Origin of the sequence: Salinisphaera sp. S4-8 (assembly GCF_040361235.1) — a bacterium.
GTDB lineage: Bacteria > Pseudomonadota > Gammaproteobacteria > Nevskiales > Salinisphaeraceae > Salinisphaera.
Window position 1 is genome coordinate 138,414 of the sequence record NZ_APNF01000001.1, and the last position, 23,484, is coordinate 161,897.

At 63.7% G+C, this 23,484-nt stretch carries 24 protein-coding genes; 9 read left to right on the forward strand and 15 right to left on the reverse strand.

Annotated features, from left to right (window positions below):
* Window positions 1-196 precede the first annotated feature (196 nt).
* The 3 genes from S4A8_RS00655 to S4A8_RS00665 are packed head-to-tail and all read right to left on the reverse strand — an operon-like array spanning window position 197 to window position 3,536.
* Window positions 197-1,303: a PilT/PilU family type 4a pilus ATPase gene (locus S4A8_RS00655; RefSeq protein ID WP_353177119.1), complete on the reverse strand. Its 1,107-nt coding sequence runs from the start codon at window positions 1,301-1,303 to the stop codon at window positions 197-199.
* Window positions 1,293-2,483, reverse strand: a complete 1,191-nt coding sequence (locus S4A8_RS00660; protein ID WP_353177117.1) for a PilT/PilU family type 4a pilus ATPase — start codon at window positions 2,481-2,483, stop codon at window positions 1,293-1,295. The genes S4A8_RS00655 and S4A8_RS00660 overlap by 11 nt, the downstream gene beginning before the upstream one ends.
* A gap of 12 nt (window positions 2,484-2,495) precedes the next feature.
* Window positions 2,496-3,536 carry a type IV pilus twitching motility protein PilT gene (locus tag S4A8_RS00665; RefSeq protein ID WP_353177115.1) on the reverse strand — a complete coding sequence of 347 codons (1,041 nt, stop codon included), beginning with the start codon at window positions 3,534-3,536 and terminating at the stop codon, window positions 2,496-2,498.
* Between the two features lie 79 nt (window positions 3,537-3,615).
* On the opposite strand from S4A8_RS00665, the gene S4A8_RS00670 reads away from it, so the two are divergent.
* Window positions 3,616-4,317, forward strand: coding sequence for a YggS family pyridoxal phosphate-dependent enzyme (locus tag S4A8_RS00670; RefSeq protein WP_353218623.1), 702 nt, complete (start codon window positions 3,616-3,618; stop codon window positions 4,315-4,317).
* 45 nt (window positions 4,318-4,362) lie between these two features.
* The gene (gene rpiA / locus S4A8_RS00675) at window positions 4,363-5,025 is read left to right on the forward strand and encodes a ribose-5-phosphate isomerase RpiA (protein WP_353218624.1); all 663 of its coding nucleotides are present in this window, start codon (window positions 4,363-4,365) and stop codon (window positions 5,023-5,025) included.
* A 303-nt stretch (window positions 5,026-5,328) separates the two neighbouring features.
* Here rpiA and S4A8_RS00680 read toward each other — a convergent pair whose 3' ends face one another.
* From S4A8_RS00680 to S4A8_RS00690, 3 genes are read right to left on the reverse strand one after another with little or no spacing between them, the layout of a single operon-like run.
* On the reverse strand, window positions 5,329-6,675 hold the full coding sequence (locus tag S4A8_RS00680; RefSeq protein WP_353218625.1) for a sensor histidine kinase: 1,347 nt from the start codon (window positions 6,673-6,675) through the stop codon (window positions 5,329-5,331).
* A 2-nt stretch (window positions 6,676-6,677) separates the two neighbouring features.
* Window positions 6,678-7,355 (reverse strand): response regulator transcription factor, encoded by a 678-nt coding sequence (locus S4A8_RS00685; protein ID WP_353218626.1) that lies wholly within the window; start codon window positions 7,353-7,355, stop codon window positions 6,678-6,680.
* A 17-nt stretch (window positions 7,356-7,372) separates the two neighbouring features.
* Window positions 7,373-7,732 (reverse strand): PepSY domain-containing protein, encoded by a 360-nt coding sequence (locus S4A8_RS00690; RefSeq protein ID WP_353177105.1) that lies wholly within the window; start codon window positions 7,730-7,732, stop codon window positions 7,373-7,375.
* Between the two features lie 110 nt (window positions 7,733-7,842).
* Between S4A8_RS00690 and S4A8_RS00695 the strand changes: the two genes are divergently transcribed.
* The 4 genes from S4A8_RS00695 (at window position 7,843) to moaCB (ending at window position 11,457) form a co-directional block, all read left to right on the forward strand.
* The gene (locus S4A8_RS00695) at window positions 7,843-8,148 is read left to right on the forward strand and encodes a PepSY domain-containing protein (protein ID WP_353177103.1); all 306 of its coding nucleotides are present in this window, start codon (window positions 7,843-7,845) and stop codon (window positions 8,146-8,148) included.
* 366 nt (window positions 8,149-8,514) lie between these two features.
* A complete protein-coding gene (locus S4A8_RS00700) occupies window positions 8,515-9,717 on the forward strand; it encodes an MFS transporter (protein ID WP_353218627.1) in 1,203 nt (400 codons plus the stop codon).
* 79 nt (window positions 9,718-9,796) lie between these two features.
* Window positions 9,797-10,540, forward strand: coding sequence for a molybdenum cofactor biosynthesis protein (locus tag S4A8_RS00705; protein WP_353218628.1), 744 nt, complete (start codon window positions 9,797-9,799; stop codon window positions 10,538-10,540).
* Window positions 10,537-11,457, forward strand: a complete 921-nt coding sequence (gene moaCB / locus S4A8_RS00710) for a bifunctional molybdenum cofactor biosynthesis protein MoaC/MoaB (protein WP_353218629.1) — start codon at window positions 10,537-10,539, stop codon at window positions 11,455-11,457. Before S4A8_RS00705 ends, moaCB begins: the two co-directional genes overlap by 4 nt.
* A 72-nt stretch (window positions 11,458-11,529) precedes the next feature.
* Here moaCB and S4A8_RS00715 read toward each other — a convergent pair whose 3' ends face one another.
* Genes S4A8_RS00715 through modA form a run of 4 tightly spaced genes read right to left on the reverse strand, consistent with a single transcriptional unit; the run spans window position 11,530 to window position 14,447 of the window.
* A complete protein-coding gene (locus S4A8_RS00715; protein WP_353218630.1) occupies window positions 11,530-11,802 on the reverse strand; it encodes a hypothetical protein in 273 nt (90 codons plus the stop codon).
* 51 nt (window positions 11,803-11,853) lie between these two features.
* Complete coding sequence (modC, locus tag S4A8_RS00720) at window positions 11,854-12,954, reverse strand: molybdenum ABC transporter ATP-binding protein (protein ID WP_353218631.1); 1,101 nt, start codon at window positions 12,952-12,954, stop codon at window positions 11,854-11,856.
* On the reverse strand, window positions 12,954-13,643 hold the full coding sequence (gene modB, locus S4A8_RS00725) for a molybdate ABC transporter permease subunit (RefSeq protein WP_353218632.1): 690 nt from the start codon (window positions 13,641-13,643) through the stop codon (window positions 12,954-12,956). Before modB ends, modC begins: the two co-directional genes overlap by 1 nt.
* 6 nt (window positions 13,644-13,649) lie before the next feature.
* The gene (modA, locus tag S4A8_RS00730; protein ID WP_353218633.1) at window positions 13,650-14,447 is read right to left on the reverse strand and encodes a molybdate ABC transporter substrate-binding protein; all 798 of its coding nucleotides are present in this window, start codon (window positions 14,445-14,447) and stop codon (window positions 13,650-13,652) included.
* A 299-nt stretch (window positions 14,448-14,746) separates the two neighbouring features.
* Here modA and S4A8_RS00735 point away from each other — a divergent pair, with 299 nt between their 5' ends.
* The 3 genes from S4A8_RS00735 (at window position 14,747) to codB (ending at window position 17,629) form a co-directional block, all read left to right on the forward strand.
* Window positions 14,747-15,271 carry a hypothetical protein gene (locus tag S4A8_RS00735; protein WP_353218634.1) on the forward strand — a complete coding sequence of 175 codons (525 nt, stop codon included), beginning with the start codon at window positions 14,747-14,749 and terminating at the stop codon, window positions 15,269-15,271.
* 234 nt (window positions 15,272-15,505) lie between these two features.
* Window positions 15,506-16,183 carry a hypothetical protein gene (locus S4A8_RS00740; protein WP_353218635.1) on the forward strand — a complete coding sequence of 226 codons (678 nt, stop codon included), beginning with the start codon at window positions 15,506-15,508 and terminating at the stop codon, window positions 16,181-16,183.
* A gap of 186 nt (window positions 16,184-16,369) precedes the next feature.
* On the forward strand, window positions 16,370-17,629 hold the full coding sequence (codB, locus tag S4A8_RS00745) for a cytosine permease (protein ID WP_353218636.1): 1,260 nt from the start codon (window positions 16,370-16,372) through the stop codon (window positions 17,627-17,629).
* Between the two features lie 54 nt (window positions 17,630-17,683).
* On the opposite strand, the gene S4A8_RS00750 is transcribed toward codB, so the two are convergent.
* Genes S4A8_RS00750 through S4A8_RS00770 form a run of 5 tightly spaced genes read right to left on the reverse strand, consistent with a single transcriptional unit; the run spans window position 17,684 to window position 23,454 of the window.
* Window positions 17,684-18,613 (reverse strand): alpha/beta hydrolase, encoded by a 930-nt coding sequence (locus S4A8_RS00750; protein WP_353218637.1) that lies wholly within the window; start codon window positions 18,611-18,613, stop codon window positions 17,684-17,686.
* Window positions 18,614-18,617: 4 nt separating this feature from the next.
* The gene (locus S4A8_RS00755) at window positions 18,618-19,001 is read right to left on the reverse strand and encodes a hotdog family protein (RefSeq protein WP_353218638.1); all 384 of its coding nucleotides are present in this window, start codon (window positions 18,999-19,001) and stop codon (window positions 18,618-18,620) included.
* On the reverse strand, window positions 18,998-19,435 hold the full coding sequence (locus S4A8_RS00760; RefSeq protein WP_353218639.1) for a MaoC family dehydratase: 438 nt from the start codon (window positions 19,433-19,435) through the stop codon (window positions 18,998-19,000). The genes S4A8_RS00755 and S4A8_RS00760 overlap by 4 nt, the downstream gene beginning before the upstream one ends.
* Window positions 19,422-20,939, reverse strand: coding sequence for an AMP-binding protein (locus S4A8_RS00765; RefSeq protein ID WP_353218640.1), 1,518 nt, complete (start codon window positions 20,937-20,939; stop codon window positions 19,422-19,424). The genes S4A8_RS00760 and S4A8_RS00765 overlap by 14 nt, the downstream gene beginning before the upstream one ends.
* A 55-nt stretch (window positions 20,940-20,994) precedes the next feature.
* On the reverse strand, window positions 20,995-23,454 hold the full coding sequence (locus tag S4A8_RS00770) for an NHL repeat-containing protein (protein WP_353218641.1): 2,460 nt from the start codon (window positions 23,452-23,454) through the stop codon (window positions 20,995-20,997).
* Window positions 23,455-23,484 lie beyond the last annotated feature (30 nt).

Sequence of the window (23,484 nt, forward strand, 5' to 3'; positions counted from 1 at the left end):
CCTTGTTGGCAGGTCAAGCCTGGCAACGCGGTCGCGGCGTCTGTGAGGCCGAACCCCGCAGGGGCCGCCGGCTTTGCGCGCGCCTGGTCGGCGTCGAGGCAGGCGCGCCGTGCAACCAGCACGCTACGCCCACCTCTGCCTGCCAGCCACGCGCAAAGCACACCGGCGCGACCGTGACAGGTTGTGCAGCGTTTCCCTAAAGATGCTCGAAGGCCATACGGCTTTGCAGGTTTTCGCGCGAGTCGGCATAGGCCAGCGCCTGTTCCTGGCTGATCTGGCCCTCGCGCACCAGCGCCAGCAAGGAGTCGTCGAATGTGGCCATGCCTTCGCCGCCATCGCCTTCCGACATGGCTTCGCGTACCGAATCGATACGCCCCTGGCGGATCAGATCGGCGATATACGGGGTATTGAGCAAAATCTCGAAGGCGGCCACGCGCTTGCCGCCGACGCCGCGCACCAGCCGCTGCGAAATGATCGCGCGCAGATTCAGCGACAGATCCATGAACAGCGCTTCGCGCGCATATTCGGGAAACAGCGCGATCAGGCGTTGCAGTGCCTGGTAGGCATTGTTGCCATGCAGCGTGGTGAGCGCGAGATGGCCGGTGCCGGCCAGCTGAATGGCGGCTTCAGCGGTGGCCAGATCGCGGGTTTCGCCGATCTGTACGACATCGGGCGCTTCGCGCATGGCGCTGCGCACCGCGCGCGCAAAATCCAGCGTATCGGTGCCCAACTCGCGCTGATTGACGATCGAGCGCTTGTGGCGATACATGAACTCGATCGGGTCCTCGATGGTGAGGATATGGCCGTTCGCATTCTCGCTGCGATGATTGATCATCGCCGCCAGCGTCGTCGACTTGCCCGAGCCGGTCGCGCCCACGACCATGATCAGCCCGCGCTTTTGCATGGACAGACGCTTGAGCACCGCCGGCATGTCGAAGGTATCGAAACTGGGCACATTGCCGATATTGCGCAACACCATGGCAGCCGAACCGCGCTGGCGAAACACATTCACACGAAAGCGCCCCTGCAGCCCGTAGCGGTAGGCGAAATCCACCTCATGGTCGCGCTCGAAGCCGGCTTTCTGCTCCTTGGTCATGATACTCAAGGCCAGCGCTTCGACGCGTTCCGGCGTGAGCGGCTCGCGCGTTTTGCTCTTGACCGGGTAGATCTCGCCCTCGACACGCAACATCACCGGCGCATGCGTGGTGAAGTACAGATCGGAGGCGTTCTTGTCGATCGCCAGTTGCAGATAGGGCTCGACCGCCTCGAGGGCGTCGTCGGTTTGCTGCTCGCTATCGCTCATGGCGGGACATCCCTTCGTCGGCAGCCGCTTCGTCCTCGTCTTCGTCGTCGTGCATCGAAAGCGCATTGACGTCGGCGTCGTCGGCCAGATTCTTGCGCGCGCGCTTGCTGTTGAGCTTGATGTTCAGACGCAGTTCGTTCTGGGAATCGGCATGGCGCAGCGCCTCGGCGTAGTCGATTTCGCCCGCCTCGAAGAGTTTGAACAGACTCTGATCGAAGGTGATCATGCCCTGCTCGTTGCCGCGGCTCATCACGTCCTTGAGCTCGCCGACCTTGCCCTTGAAGATCATGTCGGCCACATGCGGCGTGTTGAGCAAAATCTCCATCGCCGCACAGCGCCCGCCGCCTTCCTTGCGCACCAGCCGCTGCGACAGCAGCGCGCGCAGATTCAGCGACAAATCCATGAGCAGTTGCTCGCGCTTGGCTTCGTCGAAGAAGTTGATGATGCGATCCAGCGCCTGGTTCGAGCTGTTGGCGTGCAGCGTACACAGCACCAGATGCCCGGTTTCGGCGAAGTTGATCGCGTATTCCATGGTTTCGCGCGTACGCACTTCGCCCACCAGAATGACGTTGGGCGCCTGGCGCAGGGTGTTCTTGAGCGCGTTGTCCCAGGATTGGGTATCCACGCCCACCTCGCGCTGGGTGACGATCGATTTCTTGTGCGGATGCACGAATTCGATCGGGTCCTCGATGGTGATGATATGCCCGGCCGCGTTGTTGTTGCGATGGCCAAGCATCGCCGCCAGCGACGTGGATTTACCCGAGCCGGTCGCGCCGGCCATGATCACCAGCCCGCGCTGGCTCATGACCACATCCTTGAGCACCGGCGGCAGACCGAGTTCGTCGAAATCCGGAATTTCGGTATTGATCACGCGCATGACCGCGCCAACCCGACCCTGCTGCACGAACGCCGAGACACGAAAACGCCCGGACGGCGGCGAGATCGCGAACTGGCACTCCTTGTATTCGTCGAATTCGCGCGCCTGGCGATCATTCATGATCGAGCGCACGATCAACGAAGACTGCTCGTGGGTGAGCGGGCGCTCCATGAGCGGCGAAATCTGGCCGTCGTGCTTGATCGCCGGTGGGAAGCCGGCGGTAATGAACAGATCCGAGCCGCCCTCTGAAACCAGTCGCTCGAGCAGTACGGTGAGAAGCTTGGTCGCCTGTGCGCGGTCCATCGTGCGTCTCCTCTAGTTACCCAGCGACTCGCGATTGACCGCCTTGCGGCCGGCCTCGTCGCGCGCGACCACGCCCCGGCGCACCAGATCCTGCAGGCACTGATCGAGTGTTTGCATGCCGGTGGACTGCCCGGTCTGAATCGCCGAGTACATCTGCGCGATCTTGCCTTCACGGATCAGGTTACGAATGGCCGGCGTGCCCATCATGATCTCGTGGGCAGCCACACGTCCGCCTGCCTTCTTCTTGAGCAGGGTCTGGGAGATCACCGCGCGCAGCGATTCCGACAGCATGGCGCGCACCATGTCCTTCTCCGCGCCCGGGAAGACGTCGATAATACGGTCGATGGTCTTGGCCGCCGAGCTGGTATGCAGGGTGCCGAATACCAGATGGCCGGTTTCGGCCGCGGTCAGCGCCAGGCGAATGGTTTCCAGATCGCGCAGCTCGCCGACCAGGATGGTGTCCGGATCCTCGCGCAGCGCGCTGCGCAGCGCGGCGGCGAAGGAATGGGTATCGCGCTCGACTTCGCGCTGGTTGACCAGGCATTTCTGCGAACTGTGCACGAACTCGATCGGGTCCTCGATGGTCAGGATATGGCCGAGTTCGGTTTCGTTTTTGTGGTTGACCATCGCCGCCAGCGTGGTCGATTTACCCGAGCCGGTCGGCCCGGTCACCAGTACCAGACCGCGTGGCAGGCCCGCGATTTCGCGAAAGACCTTGGGCGCGTCCAGTTCCTCGAGGGTCAGCACCTCCGAGGGAATGGTGCGAAATACCGCCGCCGCGCCCCGGTTCTGGTTGAACACGTTGACACGAAAACGCGCGAGGTTCGGAATCTCGAACGAAAAGTCGGTCTCGAGATGCTCGTCATACGCCTTGCGCTGACGATCGTTCATGATGTCGTAGATCAGATCGAACACTTCCTTGTGTTCCATCGGCGGCAGATTGATACGCCGCATATCACCATCGACACGGATCATCGGCGGCAAACCGCCCGACAAATGCAGATCCGAAGCATTCTGCTTGACCGAAAAGGCCAGTAACTGGGAAATATCCATGGGTCCCCGACGTGCTCCCTACTAGGCTGGCCGCGTTATCCTAATCCTAACCCAACGCAGCCGAACGAATACTGTTTCCATGTCGACCGATTCAACCCCATCCGTAGCCGACGCGCTCGATAAAGTCCGCGAACGCATCGCGCGCGCCGCGCACGCCGCTCATCGCGATCCGGCCGATATCACGCTGGTCGCGGTATCCAAGACCAAACCGGTCGCGCGCGTGCGCGATGCGCTCGATCACGGCCAGCGCGATTTCGGCGAGAACTATCTGCAAGACGCCCTCGCCAAGATCGACGCGCTGGCCGCGCGCGAACCCCTCTGGCACTTTATCGGCGACATTCAGTCGAACAAGACCCGTGATATCGCATCCAATTTCTCCTGGGTGCATGCCATCGACCGTTTCAAGATCGCGCGCCGCCTGTCCGACCAGCGTCCGCCAGACCTCGCGCCGCTGAATCTGTGTATCCAGGTCAACATCGACGGCGAAGCCAGCAAATCCGGCCTCGCCCCCGACGCGGTCGCCGAACTCGCCGATCAGATCGTCGAGCTCGACCACGTCAAACTGCGCGGACTGATGACCATCCCGGCGCCCAGCCACGATGAAGCCAGCCAGCGCAAACCCTTTGCCGCGCTGCGCGAACTCATGCAACGCCTCAACGAGCGCGGCCATACGCTCGATACCCTGTCGATGGGCATGAGCGCCGATCTCGAGGCCGCGATTGCCGAAGGTGCGACGCATGTACGCGTGGGCACCGATATATTCGGCGCCCGCGACCGATAATTTCACTCACGCTTTTATTCTCGACACGCAAGCAGGAAAGCTTTAATGGGCAAACAGGACGATCTCAAGCGCGCCGCGGCCGAAGCCGCCTACGAATACGTCAGCGAAGGCGAATATCTGGGCGTGGGCACGGGCTCGACGGTCAATCATTTCATCGACGTACTCGGCGAGCGCAAGCCCGACATCCCCGGCTGTGTGTCCAGCTCGAACGCCTCCACCGAACGCCTGCGCGCGGCCGGTTTCGATGTGATCGATCTCAACAGCGCCGGCGAACTGGGCGTGTATATCGACGGCGCCGACGAAGCCAACGAACACCTGGAACTGATCAAGGGCGGCGGCGGCGCGCTTACCCGCGAAAAGATCATCGCCGGCGCGTCGCGCAAATTCATCTGCATGGTCGATGAATCCAAGCAGGTCGATCTGCTGGGACGCTTCCCGCTACCCATCGAGGTCATCGAAATGGGTCGATCGAGCGTGGCCCGGGCGCTGGTCAAGCTCGGCGGCGAACCGGAATTGCGTGCCGGTTTCGTTTCCGACAACGGCCACCCGATTCTCGATGTCTACAACCTCGAGATCATGAACCCGATCGAACTCGAGGATACGATCAATGCCCTGCCCGGCGTGGTCACGGTCGGCCTGTTTGCCCGCCGCCCCGCCGATGTGCTGATCGTGGCCGCCGCCGGCGGCGTGCAGACGCATACGCGCTAGGGAAGCTCTGCATAACCTCTCGCGGTTCGCGTTCGCCCTGAAAAGACTTTCAAGGTCAAATGCGTTGCGACAAGGCGTCCGAGCGCAGCGCCTGCCCCAGGAAATCGGTCAAGCCTGGCAACGCAGCCGCGGCGTCTGTGAGGCCGAACCGCGCAGGGGCCGCCGGCTTTGCGCGCGCTTGATCGGCGTCAGTGTTCGCTACCGTGCGACTTGTTATCGGCTTGGGCACGCTACGCTCTCACTTGCCTGTCAATCGCGCGCAAAGCACGCCGGCGCGACCGTGACAGGTTGTGCAGAGCTTCCCTAGGCCCCGCCTGCAGATTTCGGTAACCGCAGGCGGGCCGACAGCCCACCCAACCCGGCGCGCTCGAGTATCAGTTCGCCGCCATAGGCCTCGGCCAGATCGCTGACGATCGCAAGCCCCAGCCCGGAACCGGGCACGGTTTCGTCGAAGCGCTGGCCGGGCTGGATCGCCTGTTCGCGCTGGTCGCCACGCATGCCGGGACCGTCGTCGTCGACATGCAATACCAGCGTGTCGGCATCGGCCGTCGCGCTCACTTGCACGACCCCACGGGCCCATTTACAGGCATTTTCCATCAGGTTGCCCAGCATCTGTTCGAGATCGCGCTGCTCGCCGGCAAAGCGAACCGCCGGGTCGGCCTCGATTTCGATAATCACGCCGCGCTCGCCATAGAGCCGCTGCAAGGTGCGTTGCAGCCGGGCCATGACCTCATCGACCGGCGTGGCCAGACCATGGCCCGCGCGCCCGGCGATACGGGTACGCGCCAGATGCCAGTCGATATGACGCTGCATGGCCACGACCTCGTGGCCAAGGCGTGCGGCACGGCGGGTTTCGCCGTCCTGGCCCATGCGCTGTGCTTCGTTGTCGATAATCGATAGCGGCGTTTTCAGCGCGTGGGCCAGATTGCCCGCCTGCCGGCGCGCGCGCTCGATGAGTGTTTCGTTATGGGCCAGCACGCTGTTGAGATCGGCCACCAGCGGCGCGACCTCGGCTGGGTAGTCGCCGGATAGACGGGTGGCCTCATTGGCACGAATCCGCGCCAGCTCGCCGCGCAACTGACCCAGCGGTCGCAGTCCGAGGCGCACCTGCAACGCGGCCGCGAGAATCAGCCCCGCCGCCAGCACGCCCAGTGCGATCAGCGTGGTGCGCCGGAAATCGGCCACCGCAGCGTCGACCGGCGACAGGCTCGCGGCCACGGTCAAGCGCAGCGGTTCGTCGACATCGGGTAGCGTGATCTGGCGCACCACAGCCAACAGGGGCTGGCCGCGCGGGCCGTTCATACGGATACGATCGCCGCTGTGCTGCGTGTTGGTTTCAAGACGGGCATCCCACAGCGAGCGCGACCGCAGGCTCACGGCTCCGGCGCGCTCGATCTGCCAGTAGCGCCCGGACAGTACGCGCTGATAGAGCGGATCGCTCATCGCCACCGGGTGCAGCAGCCGCCCCTGGGCGTCGACATCGAACTGGGACACCAACTGCAGGAAATCCGCATCCAGGCGGCGGGCGAGTTCGTTTTCCAGATGGTCGCGAAACAGCACCGACAGCACCACCGCCGTGGTCACCAGCGCAAGCACGATCCAGATGGCCGCGCCCACGAACAGACGCCGCTGTAACGAAGCGCGAGCCATGTTCAGCCGCTCGCGCGCTGCGTTTGCGCCTCGAAGCGATAGCCGAAGCCGCGCACGGTCACGATCGCGCCGTTGTCGAGTTTCTGGCGCAGCCGCCGGATGAAGACTTCGATGGTATTCGAGTCGCGATCGAAGTCCTGCGCATAGATGTGCTCGATGAGCTCACTGCGCGATACCACCTCGCCGACATGGTGCATGAGATAAGCCAGCACCCGATATTCGTGGCCGGTGAGCTTGACCGGTCGCCCGGCCACCGCGACCCGCGCGCTGCGGGTATCCAGACTCACATCGCCGACTTCGACAACCGGCGAGGCCATGCCGCTGGCGCGGCGGATCAACGCCCGTAAACGCGCGAGCAGTTCTTCCATACGAAAAGGCTTGGCCAGATAATCGTCGGCACCGGCATCCATGCCGTCGACCTTTTCATGCCATTCGCCGCGCGCGGTCAGCACCAGCACCGGTACGTTGATGTCGTCGCCGCGCCAGCCACGCAGCACGCTCAGCCCGTCGAGGCGCGGCAGGCCCAGATCGAGCACGATTGCGTCATAGGGCTCGGTGGCACCGCGATAGGCACCGTCCTCGCCGTCCCGGGCGATATCCACGGCATAACCGGCCTCGCTCAAGGCTTCGAACAGCTGCTCGCACAGCGTGGGTTCGTCTTCGACAACCAGCAGTCTCATAGGGGAACTCTTCGAGGTCAGTCCGGGGTGCCGGGCGGCACGCATTCCAACGCATCCAGATGCCGGCCTTCGGCTTCGAGCAGGCGCAGATCGGCGGCATCGTATTCCAGTTCGGCGACATCGCCGTGCGGGCCGATGAGCTTGATCTCGTAGGTCCACTGGCCGTCGTCCTCGTCGAGTTCCATTTCCACGAAACGGCCACGGCATTCGCGCTCGACCTTGTCGAACAACTGTTCCAGTGGCGCAATGTCGCCGGCGGCGCGCGCGCGGCGTGCCTGCTCGGCATCGACATCGTCGGCATGCAGCGCCGCACTTGCGCCGAGCAGCAAAACGCCGGCGCATACACAGGACAGGCAGATGATCATCCAGCGTGACATGGCGCCTATTGTCGACGCGGCGCCGATTAATTGGCGATGAACACGGTATTCACCACGCATTCGACAACGCGGCCCCACACTCGGCGCCGAACTCAACCAAGGAGGACACCATGTCCCATCGCAACCGTCGTATCGCTACCCTCGCCCTGGCCACCGCGCTGACCGTCGGCCCGGCCGTGGCGTTCGCCCAGAACGATGCCAACGCCAACGCCAACACGAACGCCGATGCCAATATGAAGTCGGTCGCCGACGTCGTACAAATGCTCGAAAGCCAGGACTACACCCAGATCGACGAAATCGACCGCGATCTGGACCGCTACGACGTCGAGGCCACCGACCCGGCCGGCCAGCGCGTGGAACTCACGATCGACGCCAACAGCGGCGAGATCCTGCGTAGCGAGCGCGACGACGACTGATCGATCGCCCGATCGCAGCGTTTCGCCGCCTCGCGGCCATCGGCCCGCCTGCTTTCAGGCGGGCCTTTTTCATGCGCCGTCCACACCTGATTCGCGTTCACCACTGAACGCCCTAAAAGCCGCCTGACCCGAATCCCAGCGTGGAGGGATTAGCCAAGCGTAATCCGGCAAGAACATGCCCGCTGGGCGGGTTACAGCGCGCAGACGGCCCAACCACCGCGCACGGGCGCTCAAGCACTGCGGCGGCATCGTTTGCCGGCTATTTCGACGACACGGGCGAATCCATCCGGGTTCGCGATGCCGTACCCCCACCCCTGTGCAATACAGCGTTAGAATCCGCCTCCTTTTTCACGAGGCCCGCACGCCGTGACCCACGAACACAGCGAACTCACCCCGTCGGCGCCGCTGGCCTGGTGCATGGCCGTGGCCTGCGGGCTGTCGGTCGCCAATATCTACTATGCCCAGCCGTTGCTGGACCTGCTCACCCGCAGTTTCGATATTTCCTCGGCGGGCGCGACCAGCATCATCACCGTCACCCAGCTCGGCTATGCGGCCGGGCTGGTGTTCATCGTGCCCGTGGGCGACTTCTTCAATCGTCGTCGCCTGATCACGCTGGTGTGTCTGGTAACCGCACTGGCGCTGGCCGCGGCTGCGCTTTCGCCGGCCTTCGGGTATTTCGTGCTCGCGAGTTTCGTGATCGGGCTGGCGGCCACCTCGGCCCAGATCATGGTGCCGATGGCGGCCACGCTCGCCGCGCCCATGCAACGCGGCGCGGTGGTCGGACGCGTAATGAGCGGGCTGCTGATCGGCATTCTCCTGGCGCGCGCGTTTGCCGGCATCGTGGCGGATATCGCCGGCTGGCGCGCCGTGTTCGGCTGCGCGGCGCTGGCGATGCTGGCCCAGACCGTGGTGCTATGGCGCGTATTGCCCGATAACGGCCCGCCAGCCAACGCCCTGCGCTACGGCCAGGTGCTGCGCTCGGTGGGCGCGCTGCTGGTTGAAGAACCGCTGCTGCGCCGACGTATCGTCTACGGCGCGTTCGGCTTTGCCGGTTTCACCATCACCTGGACCGTACTGCCGTTTCTGCTGGCGGATGCGCCCTATCACTACAGCGAAACCACCATCGGCCTGTTCAGCCTGTTCGGCGCAGCGGGCGCGCTGGGTGCGTCGCTGGCCGGGCGGTTCCACGACGCGGGTTACGGACGCTTGGCGACCGGCGCGTTCCTGTGTATGGCCTGCGCTTCGTTCGTGTTCATGGGCCTGAACCCGCACAGCCTGGGTGCGATCATCGCCGGCCTGCTGCTCATGGATCTGGGCGTACAGGGCGTGCAGATTCTCAACCAGAGCACCATCTACACCCTGCGCCCGGACGCGCGCAGCCGGATCACCACCGCGTATATGGGTACGTTCTTTTTATTCGGCGCGCTGGGTTCGCTGGTATCCGGCATTGCCTATGAAGCGGGCGGCTGGCCGGGCGCGCTGGCAGTCGCTGCCCTCCTGGAAGGCTGCGCGCTGGCATTCTGGTGCACTGAATGGCGCGCACGGCCGCGCGCCAACGCCGAACCTTGAGCAGGCCGCAAAGCCGGCGTTCGGCGTATTGCCTGCCCGCCTGTCAGAATCTAGGGCCTGATATTTTCACGAGTCGACCATGAGCGATGCCATTACCGTGAACCTGGAATGCTTCGGCGAGCTCGAGGCACGCATGGGCGCAGCCGCACTGGCGTTACCGGTGAGTGCGCCGTATACGCCGGCCCAGCTGATTGCCGAGGCCCAGCGCCAGTTTCCCGGCGCGGCCGATCTGCTCTCGCGTACGGCCTGCGCGCGTGGCGATACGCTGCTGGCTGCCGACACACCGCTGGCCGATGGCGACCAGGTTGCACTGATTCCGCCGGTCTCCGGCGGCCAACCGCCAGCCGATACCGCCCACCTAACCGCCGAACCGCTTGATCTCGACGCCCTGATGGCCGAAACCGACAACCCCGAGTGCGGCGCGCTGGTGGTGTTCGGCGGCACGGTACGTCTGAATAACGCCGGCCGCGAAGTCACATCCATGGATTATTCTGCCTACGGGCCGCTCGCCGCGCGCACCCTGGCCGATATCGAAGCCGAGGCGATGGAAAAATTCCAGGCACACGCCTGTCGTATCCAGCATCGCACCGGCCGGCTGGGTCTGGGCGAGGTCAGCGTGTATGTGGTGGTACGCGCGGTGCATCGCGAGGCTGCATTCGAGGCGGCGCGCTACGCGCTGGAAGAACTCAAGGCGCGGGTCGCAGTCTGGAAGAACGAATACTATGCCGACGGCAGCAGCGCCTATCTGGAAGGTACGGAAGTGCCCCAGCCGGAACGCCCACGCGCTGCAGATAACGCGCGCGAACAAGGACCGCAATCATGAAAGATGTCGGCATGAAGCCCGAGACACTCCGCTCGGCGACAGCCACGGCCAGCTTCTATGCGCCCGCGCATTGCCTGCAGCGGATTGCCGAGCGGGATACCGAAAAGGGCGACCCACAGGCCAGCGCCCGTATCGCCGGTATTCTCGCGGCCAAGCGCACCGACGAACTGCTGCCGCTGTGTCATCCGCTGCCGATTCATGCGGCCGAGGTGCATTTTAATGTCGAGGCCGAGCGCGTGGTGATCGAAGCCGAGGTGCATACGATCGGCCCCACCGGCGTGGAAATGGAAGCGCTGACCGCGGCCAGCATGGCCGCGCTCACCCTCTATGACATGCTCAAGCCCTATGCCGAACCCGAAGAACTGGCGATCGGCGAGACGCGTCTGCTGGACAAGACCGGCGGCAAGAGCCACTTCAAGCGCCACCTCAAGCAACCACTGTCGGCCTGTGTGCTGATGGTGTCCGACCCGGTAGCCGACGGCCACAAACCGGATACGGCCGGGCGCCAGGTCGCCGACGGCCTCGCCGGGGCCGGGTTCGAACCCCTGGATTATCAGATACTGCCCGACGACGAGACCCGCGTTGGCGACGCACTCGATACCGCCATCGCCAACGGCACGCAGCTGATCATTACGGTCGGCGGTACCGGCATCGGGCCCAAGGATCGCGTGGTCGAAACTGTCACGCCGCGTCTGACCACAGCCATGCCCGGGCTGATGGAGGCCGCGCGCGCCTTCGGCCAGCGACGTACGCCCTATGCGGTGTTGTCGCGCGGGGTGTCAGGGTTTGCCCAGCAGTCGCTGGTACTCACGTTTCCGGGCAGCCGCGCCGGCGCCGAGGAAACCCTGGCGGCCTTGCTGCCGAGCATCGTGCACGTGCTCGAAATCCACCAACGTTTTGCCGGCCACGCCGGCTGAAGCGATAAAAACCGCCGGGCCGTCATTGCCCGGCGGTTAATACATCGACACTTATCCCATCAAGCCGGCGCTTTAGCCCTCGGCCTCCATGGGCACCCAACTCAAGGCGCCCGTACCGGCGTTCTTGTCCATTTTGCAGACGTAGGGCTTTTCGTTCATCGTGACCACGGCCCCTGCGCTGTAGATATCGCTGCGCTGGAGACAGACCTTGTCCAGCGGCAATTCCCCGGCCTTGGCCGCGTCCGCAGATTTCGAACTCATCGTTTCCGACTGCTGCGCGAACGCCGGCGCACACAGCACAGCGGTCAGCGCCACCGCACCGGCTGCAAACAACCCTTTCTTCATTTTCCTCTCCGTAGGAAGACATGCGCCTTGAATCTAGCAGAAAGTTTGAAGCTAGAGTCCACCCAGCCGTTCCCAGGCCTGTTCGGCCAGGGCGAGACTTTTGATTACGGCATGAATCGTCTGGCCCGGCGCGAGCGCCAGCGCCTCGGCCGAGCGCTGTGTGATCCGCGCTTCCAGCGGCTGTTCGCCCACGCGCATATGCACATTGACTGCATAGTCGCCATCGGCCACGAGACGATCGATACGCGCAGCGAGCACATTCAAGGCACTGATACCGGTCGGCCGTTCACGGGCGAGCATGACGTCGCGGGCGCGTACATGCAGTGTAATCGCCGCCCCGGCCGGATATGCGACCCGCGGCACATACAACGACTGCCCCGCGCAGGTCAGCTCGGATAGTCCGTGCTCGCCTAGCTGGGCGAGCACCTGCGCACGCAACAGCACACCCGCGTCTCGAGCCTGCTCGGCGCCCAGCAGAGACGGGCGAGCCAGAAACTCGGCGGTCGCACCGCTGAATACGATATGCCCGTCGCGCATCGCGACCACATGCCGGTTGGCCAGGCGCAGCAGTTCGTCGAGCTGATGGCTGACGAACACGATCGGCAGTTCCGCGCTCGCACTCAGGCGTTCGAGATAGGGCAGCACCTCGTCACGCCGGGCCGCGTCCAGCGAGGCCAGCGGTTCGTCGAGCAACAACAACGACGGGTTCGACAACAGCGCCCGCCCGATCGCCACGCGCTGTTGCTCGCCGCCGGACAGCCCGGCGACCCGGCGACCCAGCAACGGGCCGATATCGAGCATGTCGACGATCTGCTCGAAGCGTGCACGGCCCGGCTTTGCGCGCGCGAACCAGGCCCCGTAGCCGAGATTGTGGCGAACGTTGAGATGCGCGAATAGCCGCGCACGCTGAAAGACATAGCCGATGCGGCGTTTGTGGGCCGGCACATGCACACCGGCCGCGCTATCGAACACGCACCGGCCGGCCAGTTCGATACGCCCGTGATCGGGGACGACGAGCCCGGCCATGATGCGCAGCAGACTGCTCTTGCCCGCACCCGACGGCCCGAACAGACCGGTAACCCGGGCATCACTTTCGAACGCGCATTCCAGGGTGAAATCGCCCTGCCGGTGTGTGATGTCGAGCGCCAGCATCAGGCCGCTGCCTGCAGGCGTTTGACCCGGCGCGCGATCAGCTCGGACACCACCAGCGCGGCCAGCGATACCGCTACCGATATCAGAATCAGCCAGGCCGCCCGGCTTTCACCGCCGGGTACCTGGATGAAGGTATAGATCGCGATCGGCAGGGTGCGCGTTTCGCCCGGAATATTCGAGGCGAAGGTAATGGTCGCACCGAATTCACCCAGCGCCCGGGCGAAGGCCAGCACCAGCCCCGCGATCACGCCCGGCAACGCCAGCGGCAGGGTCACCGTGAGCGCCACCCATAGCGGCGATGCGCCCAGCGTGGCCGCTGCGTGCTCGACGCGTTGATCGATGGCTTCCAGCGAAAGCCGAATCGGCCGTACCAGCAGCGGAAAACCCATGATGGCCCCGGCCAGCGCCGCACCGGTCCAGTGAAAGGCAAACACCAGCCCGACGGTGTCGGCCAGCCATGCGCCGAGCACGCTGTTGCGCCCGAGCGCGATCAGCAGCAGATAGCCGGTGACCACCGGCGGCATGACCAGCGGCAGATGCACGAGTGCGTCGACGAGCATCTTGCCGCGCCAGCGCGAACGGGCAAGAAACCAGGCCACCGCCAGCGCCGGAACCAGGCTGAACAGCACCGCGGTCGTGGCGACCCACAGGCTTAGCGACAGCACTTCGAGCGTGGCGGGATCGACCATCGTGGATCAATCGGCAGGCACGACGACGAAACCCCAGCGCTCGAAGATCGCACGCGCACGATCGCCCCGCATGAAACGCAAAAGCCGCTCGGCCGAGGGGTTGTCGACATCGGCGAGCAGCGCCGCCGGGTAAACGATGGGATCGTGGCTATCCTCGGCAAAGTGGGCCACCACGCGTACACGATCCTCGGCCACGGCATCGCTGGCATAGACCACGCCCAGCGGCGTCTCGCCGCGCGCAACCAGTGCCAGCGCGGCGCGTACATCGTCGGCCTGGGCGATATGCCCCTGTAACGCCGACCACGCCCCCAGCGACTGTAACGCCTGCCGGCCGTAGATGCCGGCCGGTACGGCATCGGTATTGGCCATCGCCAGATAGCCGTTACCCCCCAGTGCGGCGCGGATATCGACGCCAGGTTCGAGTTCGAGCGTGATATCGCTCACACGGGGCGCGATCAGCACGAGGCGATTGCGCAACAAGTCGAAACGCGAGTCGGCGCGAATCGCGTGGTTTGCTTCCAGCCGGACCATCCAGCGGCGGTTGGCCGAGACATAGATATCGGCCGGCGCGCCCTGCTCGATCTGGCGCGCCAGGGTGGAACTGCCGGCATAGCTGACCCGGATATCCGTATCGTGCTCGCCGGTATAGGCGTCGACGACACCGTCCATCGCATTCTTCAGACTGGCGGCGGCAAACACGAGCACGCGATCGTTGTGTGCAAACGCGGGGGTGACCGCCAGGCCCAGACAAAGCGTCAGCACGACGGCGCCAGCCAACCCGCACAGGCGACGATAGGTCTTCATGCCTTCACCTCGTCATACCCATGTCCCAAACCGACGAACTCAAAAACCAACATTACCGATCGGCCGATAAAATATCCCATATCCCTACAAATGGTTGTGTAGATCCCTCGCGTTTACCTGGCGACGATTTCCGGCTGCGTGTAATTGCGGATGTCGTATCGCACGTGCCGTCTCTAGTATCCACCGTGTCATCACGTTGCGGTGCGAGGCTTCGTTCAGTCGCCATTCAAAACGCACCGGTACGCTGCCCCCGACGATCCATTTTGAGTTCGGGAAACGACATCAACAGGAGTTGCAGTATGCGTTCCATCAAGAATTTTACCCCGTCCGTTCTGACCTCGCTCGTGGTCGCCGGCGTCATCAGCTTCACGCCGGCCGCTTTTGCCGCCCAGACCAGCGGTAGCGCCGACACCAGCGCCAACGCGTCCACCAATACGGATTCGGGCCTGTCCGCCGAAGCCGGCATGAACAGCGATAACGGCATGGCCGTCGAAAGCGGTACAGAAGACGAAGGCACGCTCAGCGGCCAGAGTCAGACGCGTGACGATAGCTACGGTAGCAGCGAAGGCCAGCAGGGCAGCGCGGACTACAATGCCGAGCAGTCCAACGAAGGTACGCTTTCCAACGACAACCGCCGCCAGGGTCAGCACCAGGGCCAAAGCCACGGCTCGATGTCCAACGACGCAGACATGGGCCACCAGGACACCATGTCCGGTGGCGACACCATGGGCAACGGCAACAGCGTGGGCGGCGAAACCGGCATGCGTGAAAGCGGTAGCACCAGCGCCGACGAGCTCAGCCAGCAGGACGATTCCAACATGTAATCGGCCATCCGGCAGAGGTCGACCACGATCTTCCAATGCCGGATTGATAAGCTGGACTGATAAAGGGCAGCCTGCGGGCTGCCTTTTTTATGCGCCGCACCTATCCGGCGGCAGCGCACACGGCCGCAACGGCCGGGCCCTGTGAGCCGGCTCGCTGATATGCTCTAGCAACTATTTGTGCGAATCCGCTTATCGCGCACGCGCGTCAACGATACGCACGGCTTGCGAGGCGATATGAACGAATCCAATCATGCGGTACCGGCGCCCTGGCAGCTGTCCGGGCGCGGTTATATCATTGCCCTGTCCTGCTCGCCGGCCTTCGGCGAAATCTGTGCCCGGGATATGCCGGCACTGGCCGGGCGCGCCCGCGGCGGCATGGGTGTGTTGATGGTGGTTGACTACGCCAGCTCGAACGTCGGCCCCTACCGGGAACTGTTGCTGTGCCCGGGCCGCTTCGATATCGGTCAGCGCCCGACCGCCGCGATTACGCATATCTGGGTATCGACCCAGGCCAGTGTCGATAACGGCCAGCGCAACTGGGGCCTGCCGAAGCGCCTGGCATCCTTCGACACACTCGCACATGACGCCCACAGCGAGCGTGTTCGTGTCCAGCTGCCCGCTCATGCACCACTGACCTTGGCCTTGAGCCGTCACGGGCCGCGTCTACCGTTGGGCACCGGCATGCTGCCGAGCGCATGGCATACGCTCGAACAACCCTGGCACGGCCATTTTTACCGCACCGTGATCCAGGCAAACACGCGCGGGCGCTTCGCGCGCCTGCGCAACCATGACATCCCGCACGATAGCGGCTTTCCGGATATTGGGTCGCAGGCGCTGGGCATCGGCGTGTATGCGGATGGCTTCGATCTGCGCTTTCCACCCGCGACACGCCGGCCGATCGATACCGCATAACCGCTGCCCAGGCGATCGGCGGCAGCCAAAGCCCGTGCGACTCGATCATGGCATGGGCCTTGCTCAGCTTCGGCTCGCCCTATAACTCGGGGATAATACGGCGGGCACTGCGCTGTCACGGTGCAAACCCGGTGTCGTGCATGGCCACGGCGCAATGTATCTCCTCGCTCACGCTACCGATTCACGATGGCCCATACCGAACACGATTTTCAGGACTTCGAATTCTCTGCCGTCCCGGCCGGCGCGCGTCGTGGCTTCTGGACCATGCTCGCCGTCATGCTCGGCTTCACGTTCTTTTCGGCCAGCATGTGGGCCGGCGGTACGCTCGGCAAGGGACTGACCCTGTTCGAATTCGCCAGCGTGGTGCTCGCCGGTAATCTGGTATTGGGGCTCTATGCGGTGCTGCTGGCCTTCATCGCCAGCCGTACCGGACTGTCTACGCATTTGCTCAGCCGTTATGCGTTTGGCGTACGCGGCTCCTGGCTGCCCTCGTTTCTGCTCGGCGGCACCCAGGTCGGCTGGTTCGGCGTAGGCGTGGTGATGTTTGCGTTACCGATCGAAGCCGCGACCGGGATCAATATCTATCTGTTGATCGCCATCGGCGGCGTGCTCATGACCGCTACGGCATGGGTCGGTTTCAAGGCCCTCACGATTCTGAGCTTTATCGCCGTGCCGGCGATTTTCGTGCTCGGCAACATGTCGGTCGCAATGGCGGTCGGCAAAGCCGGTGGCATCAATGCACTGGCCGCGATCACGCCGGACGACCCGATCACGCTTGCCGTGGCGCTGACCGCCTGTATCGGTTCGTTCATCAGTGGCGCCACACTTACCCCGGATTTCGTGCGCTTTGCCCGCAGCCCGACAATCGGCGTCAGCACGACATTGATCGCGTTCTTTCTCGGCAACTCGCTGATGTTCACTTTTGGTGCAGTGGGCGCACTCGTCTATAGCGAAGCCGATATTTCCCAGGTCATGTTCGCCCAGGGGCTGATTCTGCCGGCCATTCTCGTGCTCGGACTCAATATCTGGACGACCAACGACAACGCGCTTTATGCCGCCTCGCTCGGCTTTGCGAACATCACCCGCCTCCCCAAACACTGGATCGTGATCGTCAACGGCACGATCGGCACGCTCGCTGCCCTGTGGTTGTACAACAACTTCGTCGGCTGGCTGTCGTTTCTCAGCTCGGCCCTGCCGCCGATCGGCGCGATTCTGATCGCCGACTTCTTCATCATCGCGCGTCGCCACTACCCGGCTCTGGCCGCGGCCGATCTCAAGCCAGTGAACTGGATCGCCGTCGGGTCGTGGGCGGTCGGCTTTGCCGCCGCCAACCTGTTGCCGGGCATCCCGCCGGTCAACGCGGTCCTCAGCGCGTTCGTCGCTTATCTCGCGGCCAGCTACGGATTCGGCCAGCTCGCCGGTCGCCGCGCCGCCACTGCCGAATAGTCGACCGACAGCGCTCGCTCGCCCGGCATCGACAAGATGCCGGCGGCGTTCGCCTTACCGCGACAGGAAACGACCGATTTCGCGATACGTTTCGGCACAGACCTCCGGCACCAGCGCTTCGAGATTGAGATAGGCATGGATCATGTCGGCAAAGTGTCGATGCCGATACGACACGCCGTTGGCGGCTAGGCGCTCGACATAGGCCATCGCTTCGTCGCGTAAAGGGCAATAGCCGGCACTGATCACCAGCGTGGCCGGCAAATCCGGCGTGATCGGCAGATACAACGGCGACACGGCACGGCGATCCTCGTGCTGCTGAAAGTAGTGATCGAAATACCAGACCATACGGGCTCGCTCGAGCAGATAGCCCTGGCCGTTGTCGTTAACCGAGGCCTGATCGAGGGTGTAATCGAGGCTCGGGTAGATCAACACCTGGGTATCGATGGCTAGCGTCGGATCATGCTGAGCAGCGGCACTGATCGTCGCGGCCAACGCCCCGCCCCCGGAATCGCCCACAAGCGCAAGGCGCCGTTCGAACAGCCGATCCTCGGATTCCAGCAGGGGCCAGATATGCCGCACGACGTGCAGACAGTCATCCAGCCCTGCCGGGTAGGGATGCTCGGGGGTGAGCCGATACTCGACCGATACGATCAGCCAACCGCAGGCCTGGGCGATACGGCGGCAGATCGGATCGTAGACGGCAACGCTTCCGGCCATATGGCCGCCGCCATGCAGAAACACTGCAATAGGCTTCGCGCGCCCCGGCGCCGGATCGTACAAGCGCACGCCGACCGACCTGCCGAGGGCTTCGACGAAACGATCTTCGACCCAGGCCACGTCCGGCCCGGCACTGACAAACTGGGCCGTCATCTTTTCGAGATTGCGGCGTACCGCCTCCGGCTCGGCCGCGCTTTCGGTGTCGTCCGATTGCGCAGTATGCCGGTTCACCTGTTCCAGCCAGGCCCCAAGTCGTGAATCGAGCATCCGATCAGCACGCAAAGAGGACCAGCGCCCGACCGGCACAGATCATGCGCCCGTCGCTGCCAGTACACGTGGTATCAAGATCGACCAGCGCTTTGTCCCGCCGCAGGCGGCTGACACACACCTCGACAGTCAGTGTTTCGCCAATACGCGCCATGCACTCGAATTGCATGTCCTGTTTGAGATAGTTCGTTCCGTGCCCGGGCAATTTTTCCCCCAGCAAATAAGAAAACAGCGCCGCGACCAGCGGTTCGGGCACCTGAGAAGGGGCTGTGGCCAGCGCCATGGTTTCGCACCACCGCTCCATGTCCGCAGCCGTAAAACAGCGTGTGGTCGTTGCCCGATCGCCGACGGCCAGGGCATCGAAGCGCGGAATCCGTTGTTCGCTCATCGGCTATCCCCTGGCGGCGGCAAAACCGTGCAGACGCCGTCCAGGCAGAGCTGTCCGTCCGGCTTCATAACCCGGGTCGCAAGCGTCAGGACATCGGCGTCGGACCCGTCTTCGCTGATGAGCTCGATGCGTAGCGGCTCGTCGGCATAGGCCGGTGCCGGAAACTTGAGCGTCTGTGTCTGCAACCGGCTGTTCGCATATAAGTCGTCGACGAATGCCCGTACCGCCCCGAACAACAGCATGCCGTGCGATACGGTGGCGCCAAAGCGGCTGGCCGCTGCATAGACCGGGTCGACATGGATCGGATTATGGTCGCCGCTCAATTCGGCGAACGCATCGAAGTCGGCCTGTGTGAGTATCAGTTCACGCTCGAACCGCGTACCCGGCCGGCAGCTGTCGAGCGCTTGAGCGCTTATATCGTCACGTATTCTCACGCAGCACCTGTTTGGTGACCTTGCCAAGGGCATTTCGTGGCAACGCGTCCACCTGCGTGAACGTCTTGGGCACCTTGTAGCCCGCAAGACGATCGCGACAGAACGCGCGCAGCGTTTCGGCATCCGGCGTCGGAGCGCCCGGCCTCACACCGTAGAAGGCAGCGCCGACTTCGCCCCAGCGCTCATCCGACGCAGCGACCACTGCAACCTCCGTGATCGCCTCGTGCTGGCCCAGCACGTATTCGACCTCCGCGGGATAGACGTTTTCCCCGCCCGAGATATACATATCCTTCAGGCGATCAACGATGAAATAATCGCCATCCGCATCGCGCCGGGCGATATCGCCGCTATGCAACCAGCCCTGTTCGTCGATGGCCTGTGCGGTCGCCTCGGGCTGGCCCCAATAACCAGGGGTAATATTGGGGCCGCGAATCCAGAGTTCGCCCGCTTCGTCACAGCCGACATCGTCACCCGCCAGGTCGACGATACGAACTTCGGTCAGCAGCTGCGGGCGGCCGACCGAACCGATCTTTTCGATCACCCTGTCTTCGTCGAGTAAAAAGACGGTCGGGCCGGTTTCGGTCATCCCCATACCGGTACGTACATGGATACCGGCATCGACATACTGTTGTGCAACCGACAGAGACAACGGCGCGCCGCCACACCCCCAGGAACGCACGGACTTAAGCCGCTCGCCGGAGAACTCATCCTGTGCCAACAGGGCCTGATAAACCGCCGGCACCCCGAAGAAAACCGTGGCTCTTTGCTCGAGCACCTGTAGCGCCTGATCCGGCTCGAAGCTACGCGGCACCAGTACACAGCCACCGACCAGAAATACGGCCGAGGAATAGAGGTTTATCCCGGCGGTATGAAACAGGGGCAGCACATTGAGCAATACATCGCTGCTTGTCAGTTCTACCGCCAGGCCGATATTGAAATAGTTGGCCATCATCATGCGAAAGGTCTGAATCACGCCCTTCGGTTTGCCGGTGGTGCCCGACGTATAGAGCAGATACCAGGGCGTGTCGGGATCCTTGTCGGGATGCGCGCTCAGATCCGGCGCGGTATCGGCCAGATCACGCTGATAATCGCGCTGCTCGCCAGCGGCCCCGTCTAGAGCCACGAGTTTCAAGCCCGGCTGTTGATGCGCAAGCGCAGCCGCCGCGTCACCGAACTCCGCGCCGAAAATCAATGCGCGCGGGGTGCAGTCGTCCATGAGCACGGTCAGCTCCGGCACCGCCAGACGCCAGTTCAACGGCACGAGGATCAAGCCCGCCTTGGCACAACCGAACAACATGGCAAAGAACTCGGCCCGGCTGTGGCCCAGATAGGCAAGACGGTCGCCTTCCTCCAGCCCCCAATGCTCGCGAGCGGCCGCAGCGAGACGCGCCGCCCTTTCGTTCAAACCGGCGTAGTCATAGCGTTCGCCGCTTTCCAGATCCTCCAGCGCCGGCCGCTCCGGCGTGACCCGGGCGCGGTGGGCAAGCAGGTCGAACATCTGCATGTCTGCCTCCTCCGTCATTGTTTTTATCGATGTCTGTGCCAGGTGCCAGCACGGATCACTGCTCGAGCTCGGACCAGTCAAACCGGGTGACACGATTGCTGATCAGCGAGAAGACAAACACCTGTCCGTTGCCCACCGCGACCTGCTCGGTATCGAACAGACCGCCCGGGCGGGTCCCCAGGGAACGATCCAGCCAGTGGCCTTGATAGGCCGGCTCGATCACACCGCCGGCATTGGGCGGGTACGAATCGGGATTGCTCCAGACCCGTGCGACCATGTTGAAGCCATCGGCCACGACGAGCGCATTCTGGGCGGCGTCATAAGCCAGACCGGCGGGCAGGAACAGCCGGTCCGGATCGAGCCCCTCCGGGTGGTCATAGGTGCCTCCGCCGAGGCCGATCTGGCCGAGTCGGACGCCGGTGGCCGGATTCAACGCCTGCAGCCGCTGGTTGCGGCGATCGGTGACATAGACCCGGTCGTCCAGCGCCAGCACGTCGCCGATCTGGTCGAAGGTGCCGGCGGCGCCCTGTGCAAAGAAGTCCGGGCCCAGGCTCCAGTTCTCGCCCAGGTCGTTGCCCTTGCTGGCGTCCGGGCCGCCGGCGTACCAGTTGCCGTTCAGGGTGCCGCTGCCGCTGTCGTAATCGAAGCGCCACACATAGTTGCCGAAGCTGGTGATATAGACGGCATGCTCGTCGCCCCCTTCAGCATGTACAGAGACCGACACCGGATAGTTCGTGTTACTGGTGGTGAGCGCTATTCTCGGTGCCGACAGGCCGCCGGTGCGGTAACTCAGGTTGAACAGCTCTTCGAGATTGCCATTGGCATCATAGATACGCAGGCTGGCATCACCCGTATAGGGCCAGGGCAACGTGGCGTCTGCGCCTACCAGCACCGCGACCGCCTCGCCGATGTTGACGTCGTCGAAGGTCGCGATACCGGTGACGCCGTAGCTGATATTGGTGCCCGGAAAGCGGCCCAGGTAGTCGCCGTCGGCGTCGTACATGTTGATACGGGTATTGGGGGTATCGCTGACCAGCAGCCGGTTCTTGCTTGCCAGCCAGGCCATGCCGCTGGCGGAGTGCAGTTGGCCGGCCAGGTCGCGCGGGTGGCCCCAGAACTCATGATCGGCCACGGTGCCCACACCAGCGGACACCGAGCAGCGCAGCACGCTGGTGCCGCTGGCATTGGTCCAGCATTTCTTGATGCGGTTGTTGCCGGAATCGCTGACCAGATGCACCCGGGCGTTGCTGTAGTAGTAGCCCCAGGCGTAGATGTTCTCGCGGTAGAAGCTGCCGTCGGCACGGATCACCGGCACCAGATCGTTCGGCAACTGAAAAGCCTCGTCCTCGGTACCGGCGTTGGTCGGCGCCCGCATTTCTACCTGATGGATGCCAAGACGACCATACATCCACGCAGCGCGGGCATCGCTGCTTTTACTGGCGCGATAGCGGATCGGATTGCTGTCGCTGGTGGCGGCCAGGTTGTCGAAGCGCAGGATACGGCCATTGTAGGTGTCGGCCACGTAGAGGTTGCCGTCCAGGTCGGTGCGCACGCCGCGTGGGCGTTTGAGGTGGTCCACATCGCCGTCATCGTCGCGGAAACGGCCCAGCATGTCGTCCAGGGTGAGCTGGCCGGTCGCGCTGTCGACACGGAAGATCTTGATGCGGTTGTTGCCGTTGTCCGCCACGTACAGATAGGTGGCGCCGTTGTCCGGGGATTGGTAGTAGGTCATCCCCTGTGGAATACGATAGCCGTCACGCTTGGCGGGTTCGCCGGCGTAGTCGTCGTAGTAGGTGGAGTCGCTGCCGTAGTCCTTGTCCACGCCGCGAATGATCGGGCCGGCTTGCACATAGTCGCCACTTTCCTGGTAGCCCAGGGTCTGGATCAGGCTGACCTGATAGCCGTTGTCCGGATCGATACTGAACGCCTTGACCCGGTGGTTGAACTCATCGGAGACGTAGATAAAGCCCTGTGGCGTGATGGTCATGTTGCGCGGCAGGTACAGCTCCTCGCCGCCGCTGTGGCCGGGCTGGCCGATAGAGGTAACGTACTCGAAATCGCCGGCGGCGCCGGCCACGGTACGGAAGAAGTGGATCTGCTGGCGGCCTACGTCGTTGACGTAGAGGCCGGCCAGGCGGTCGTCGTCCGCTTCGCTTTTCGACAGGAAGGCGATACCCAGCGGCGCGCGAATCTCCGGTACCGCGGCGCGCGGACTATCTGCCGCCAGACTTTGATCGGCATCGTCCAGCCGCCCGATCAGGGCGCCGTTCAGATTCAGCACCTTGATTTCATGATTGCCCATATCCGCGACGTAGACGCGGGCGCCGGTGGCGCCGCCGCCCAGCGAATCCCGGTCGTAGGTCACGGTCGTGGGGGTATTGAACTGGTAGCGCTGCTGCACCGGTTCGCCAGTGAGTTCCGCGGATCGATCCTCATCCGCGAAGGTCTGAAACGCACCCGCCGTGGCGGGCAATACGCCGAGTAAAAGCGCAACCGCCCAAATCGTTGTTTTCATGATCCGCACTGCCAGATTTTTATTCTGCTG

Excerpts from the sequence above, each read along its gene's own strand:
- S4A8_RS00735 (WP_353218634.1), top strand. The coding sequence starts at position 14,747 with ATGCGTTCCATCAAGAATTTTACCCCGTCCGTTCTGACCTCGCTCGTG.
- codB (WP_353218636.1), top strand. The coding sequence starts at position 16,370 with ATGGCCCATACCGAACACGATTTTCAGGACTTCGAATTCTCTGCCGTC.
- S4A8_RS00755 (WP_353218638.1), bottom strand. The coding sequence starts at position 19,001 with ATGAGCGAACAACGGATTCCGCGCTTCGATGCCCTGGCCGTCGGCGAT.
- S4A8_RS00670 (WP_353218623.1), top strand. The coding sequence starts at position 3,616 with ATGTCGACCGATTCAACCCCATCCGTAGCCGACGCGCTCGATAAAGTC.
- S4A8_RS00665 (WP_353177115.1), bottom strand. The coding sequence starts at position 3,536 with ATGGATATTTCCCAGTTACTGGCCTTTTCGGTCAAGCAGAATGCTTCG.
- modC (WP_353218631.1), bottom strand. The coding sequence starts at position 12,954 with ATGCTGGCGCTCGACATCACACACCGGCAGGGCGATTTCACCCTGGAA.
- S4A8_RS00770 (WP_353218641.1), bottom strand. The coding sequence starts at position 23,454 with ATGAAAACAACGATTTGGGCGGTTGCGCTTTTACTCGGCGTATTGCCC.
- S4A8_RS00695 (WP_353177103.1), top strand. The coding sequence starts at position 7,843 with ATGTCCCATCGCAACCGTCGTATCGCTACCCTCGCCCTGGCCACCGCG.
- S4A8_RS00685 (WP_353218626.1), bottom strand. The coding sequence starts at position 7,355 with ATGAGACTGCTGGTTGTCGAAGACGAACCCACGCTGTGCGAGCAGCTG.
- S4A8_RS00740 (WP_353218635.1), top strand. The coding sequence starts at position 15,506 with ATGAACGAATCCAATCATGCGGTACCGGCGCCCTGGCAGCTGTCCGGG.
- S4A8_RS00750 (WP_353218637.1), bottom strand. The coding sequence starts at position 18,613 with ATGCTCGATTCACGACTTGGGGCCTGGCTGGAACAGGTGAACCGGCAT.
- S4A8_RS00765 (WP_353218640.1), bottom strand. The coding sequence starts at position 20,939 with ATGCAGATGTTCGACCTGCTTGCCCACCGCGCCCGGGTCACGCCGGAG.
- S4A8_RS00655 (WP_353177119.1), bottom strand. The coding sequence starts at position 1,303 with ATGAGCGATAGCGAGCAGCAAACCGACGACGCCCTCGAGGCGGTCGAG.
- modB (WP_353218632.1), bottom strand. The coding sequence starts at position 13,643 with ATGGTCGATCCCGCCACGCTCGAAGTGCTGTCGCTAAGCCTGTGGGTC.
- S4A8_RS00660 (WP_353177117.1), bottom strand. The coding sequence starts at position 2,483 with ATGGACCGCGCACAGGCGACCAAGCTTCTCACCGTACTGCTCGAGCGA.
- S4A8_RS00705 (WP_353218628.1), top strand. The coding sequence starts at position 9,797 with ATGAGCGATGCCATTACCGTGAACCTGGAATGCTTCGGCGAGCTCGAG.
- modA (WP_353218633.1), bottom strand. The coding sequence starts at position 14,447 with ATGAAGACCTATCGTCGCCTGTGCGGGTTGGCTGGCGCCGTCGTGCTG.
- S4A8_RS00715 (WP_353218630.1), bottom strand. The coding sequence starts at position 11,802 with ATGAAGAAAGGGTTGTTTGCAGCCGGTGCGGTGGCGCTGACCGCTGTG.
- moaCB (WP_353218629.1), top strand. The coding sequence starts at position 10,537 with ATGAAAGATGTCGGCATGAAGCCCGAGACACTCCGCTCGGCGACAGCC.
- rpiA (WP_353218624.1), top strand. The coding sequence starts at position 4,363 with ATGGGCAAACAGGACGATCTCAAGCGCGCCGCGGCCGAAGCCGCCTAC.
- S4A8_RS00680 (WP_353218625.1), bottom strand. The coding sequence starts at position 6,675 with ATGGCTCGCGCTTCGTTACAGCGGCGTCTGTTCGTGGGCGCGGCCATC.
- S4A8_RS00690 (WP_353177105.1), bottom strand. The coding sequence starts at position 7,732 with ATGTCACGCTGGATGATCATCTGCCTGTCCTGTGTATGCGCCGGCGTT.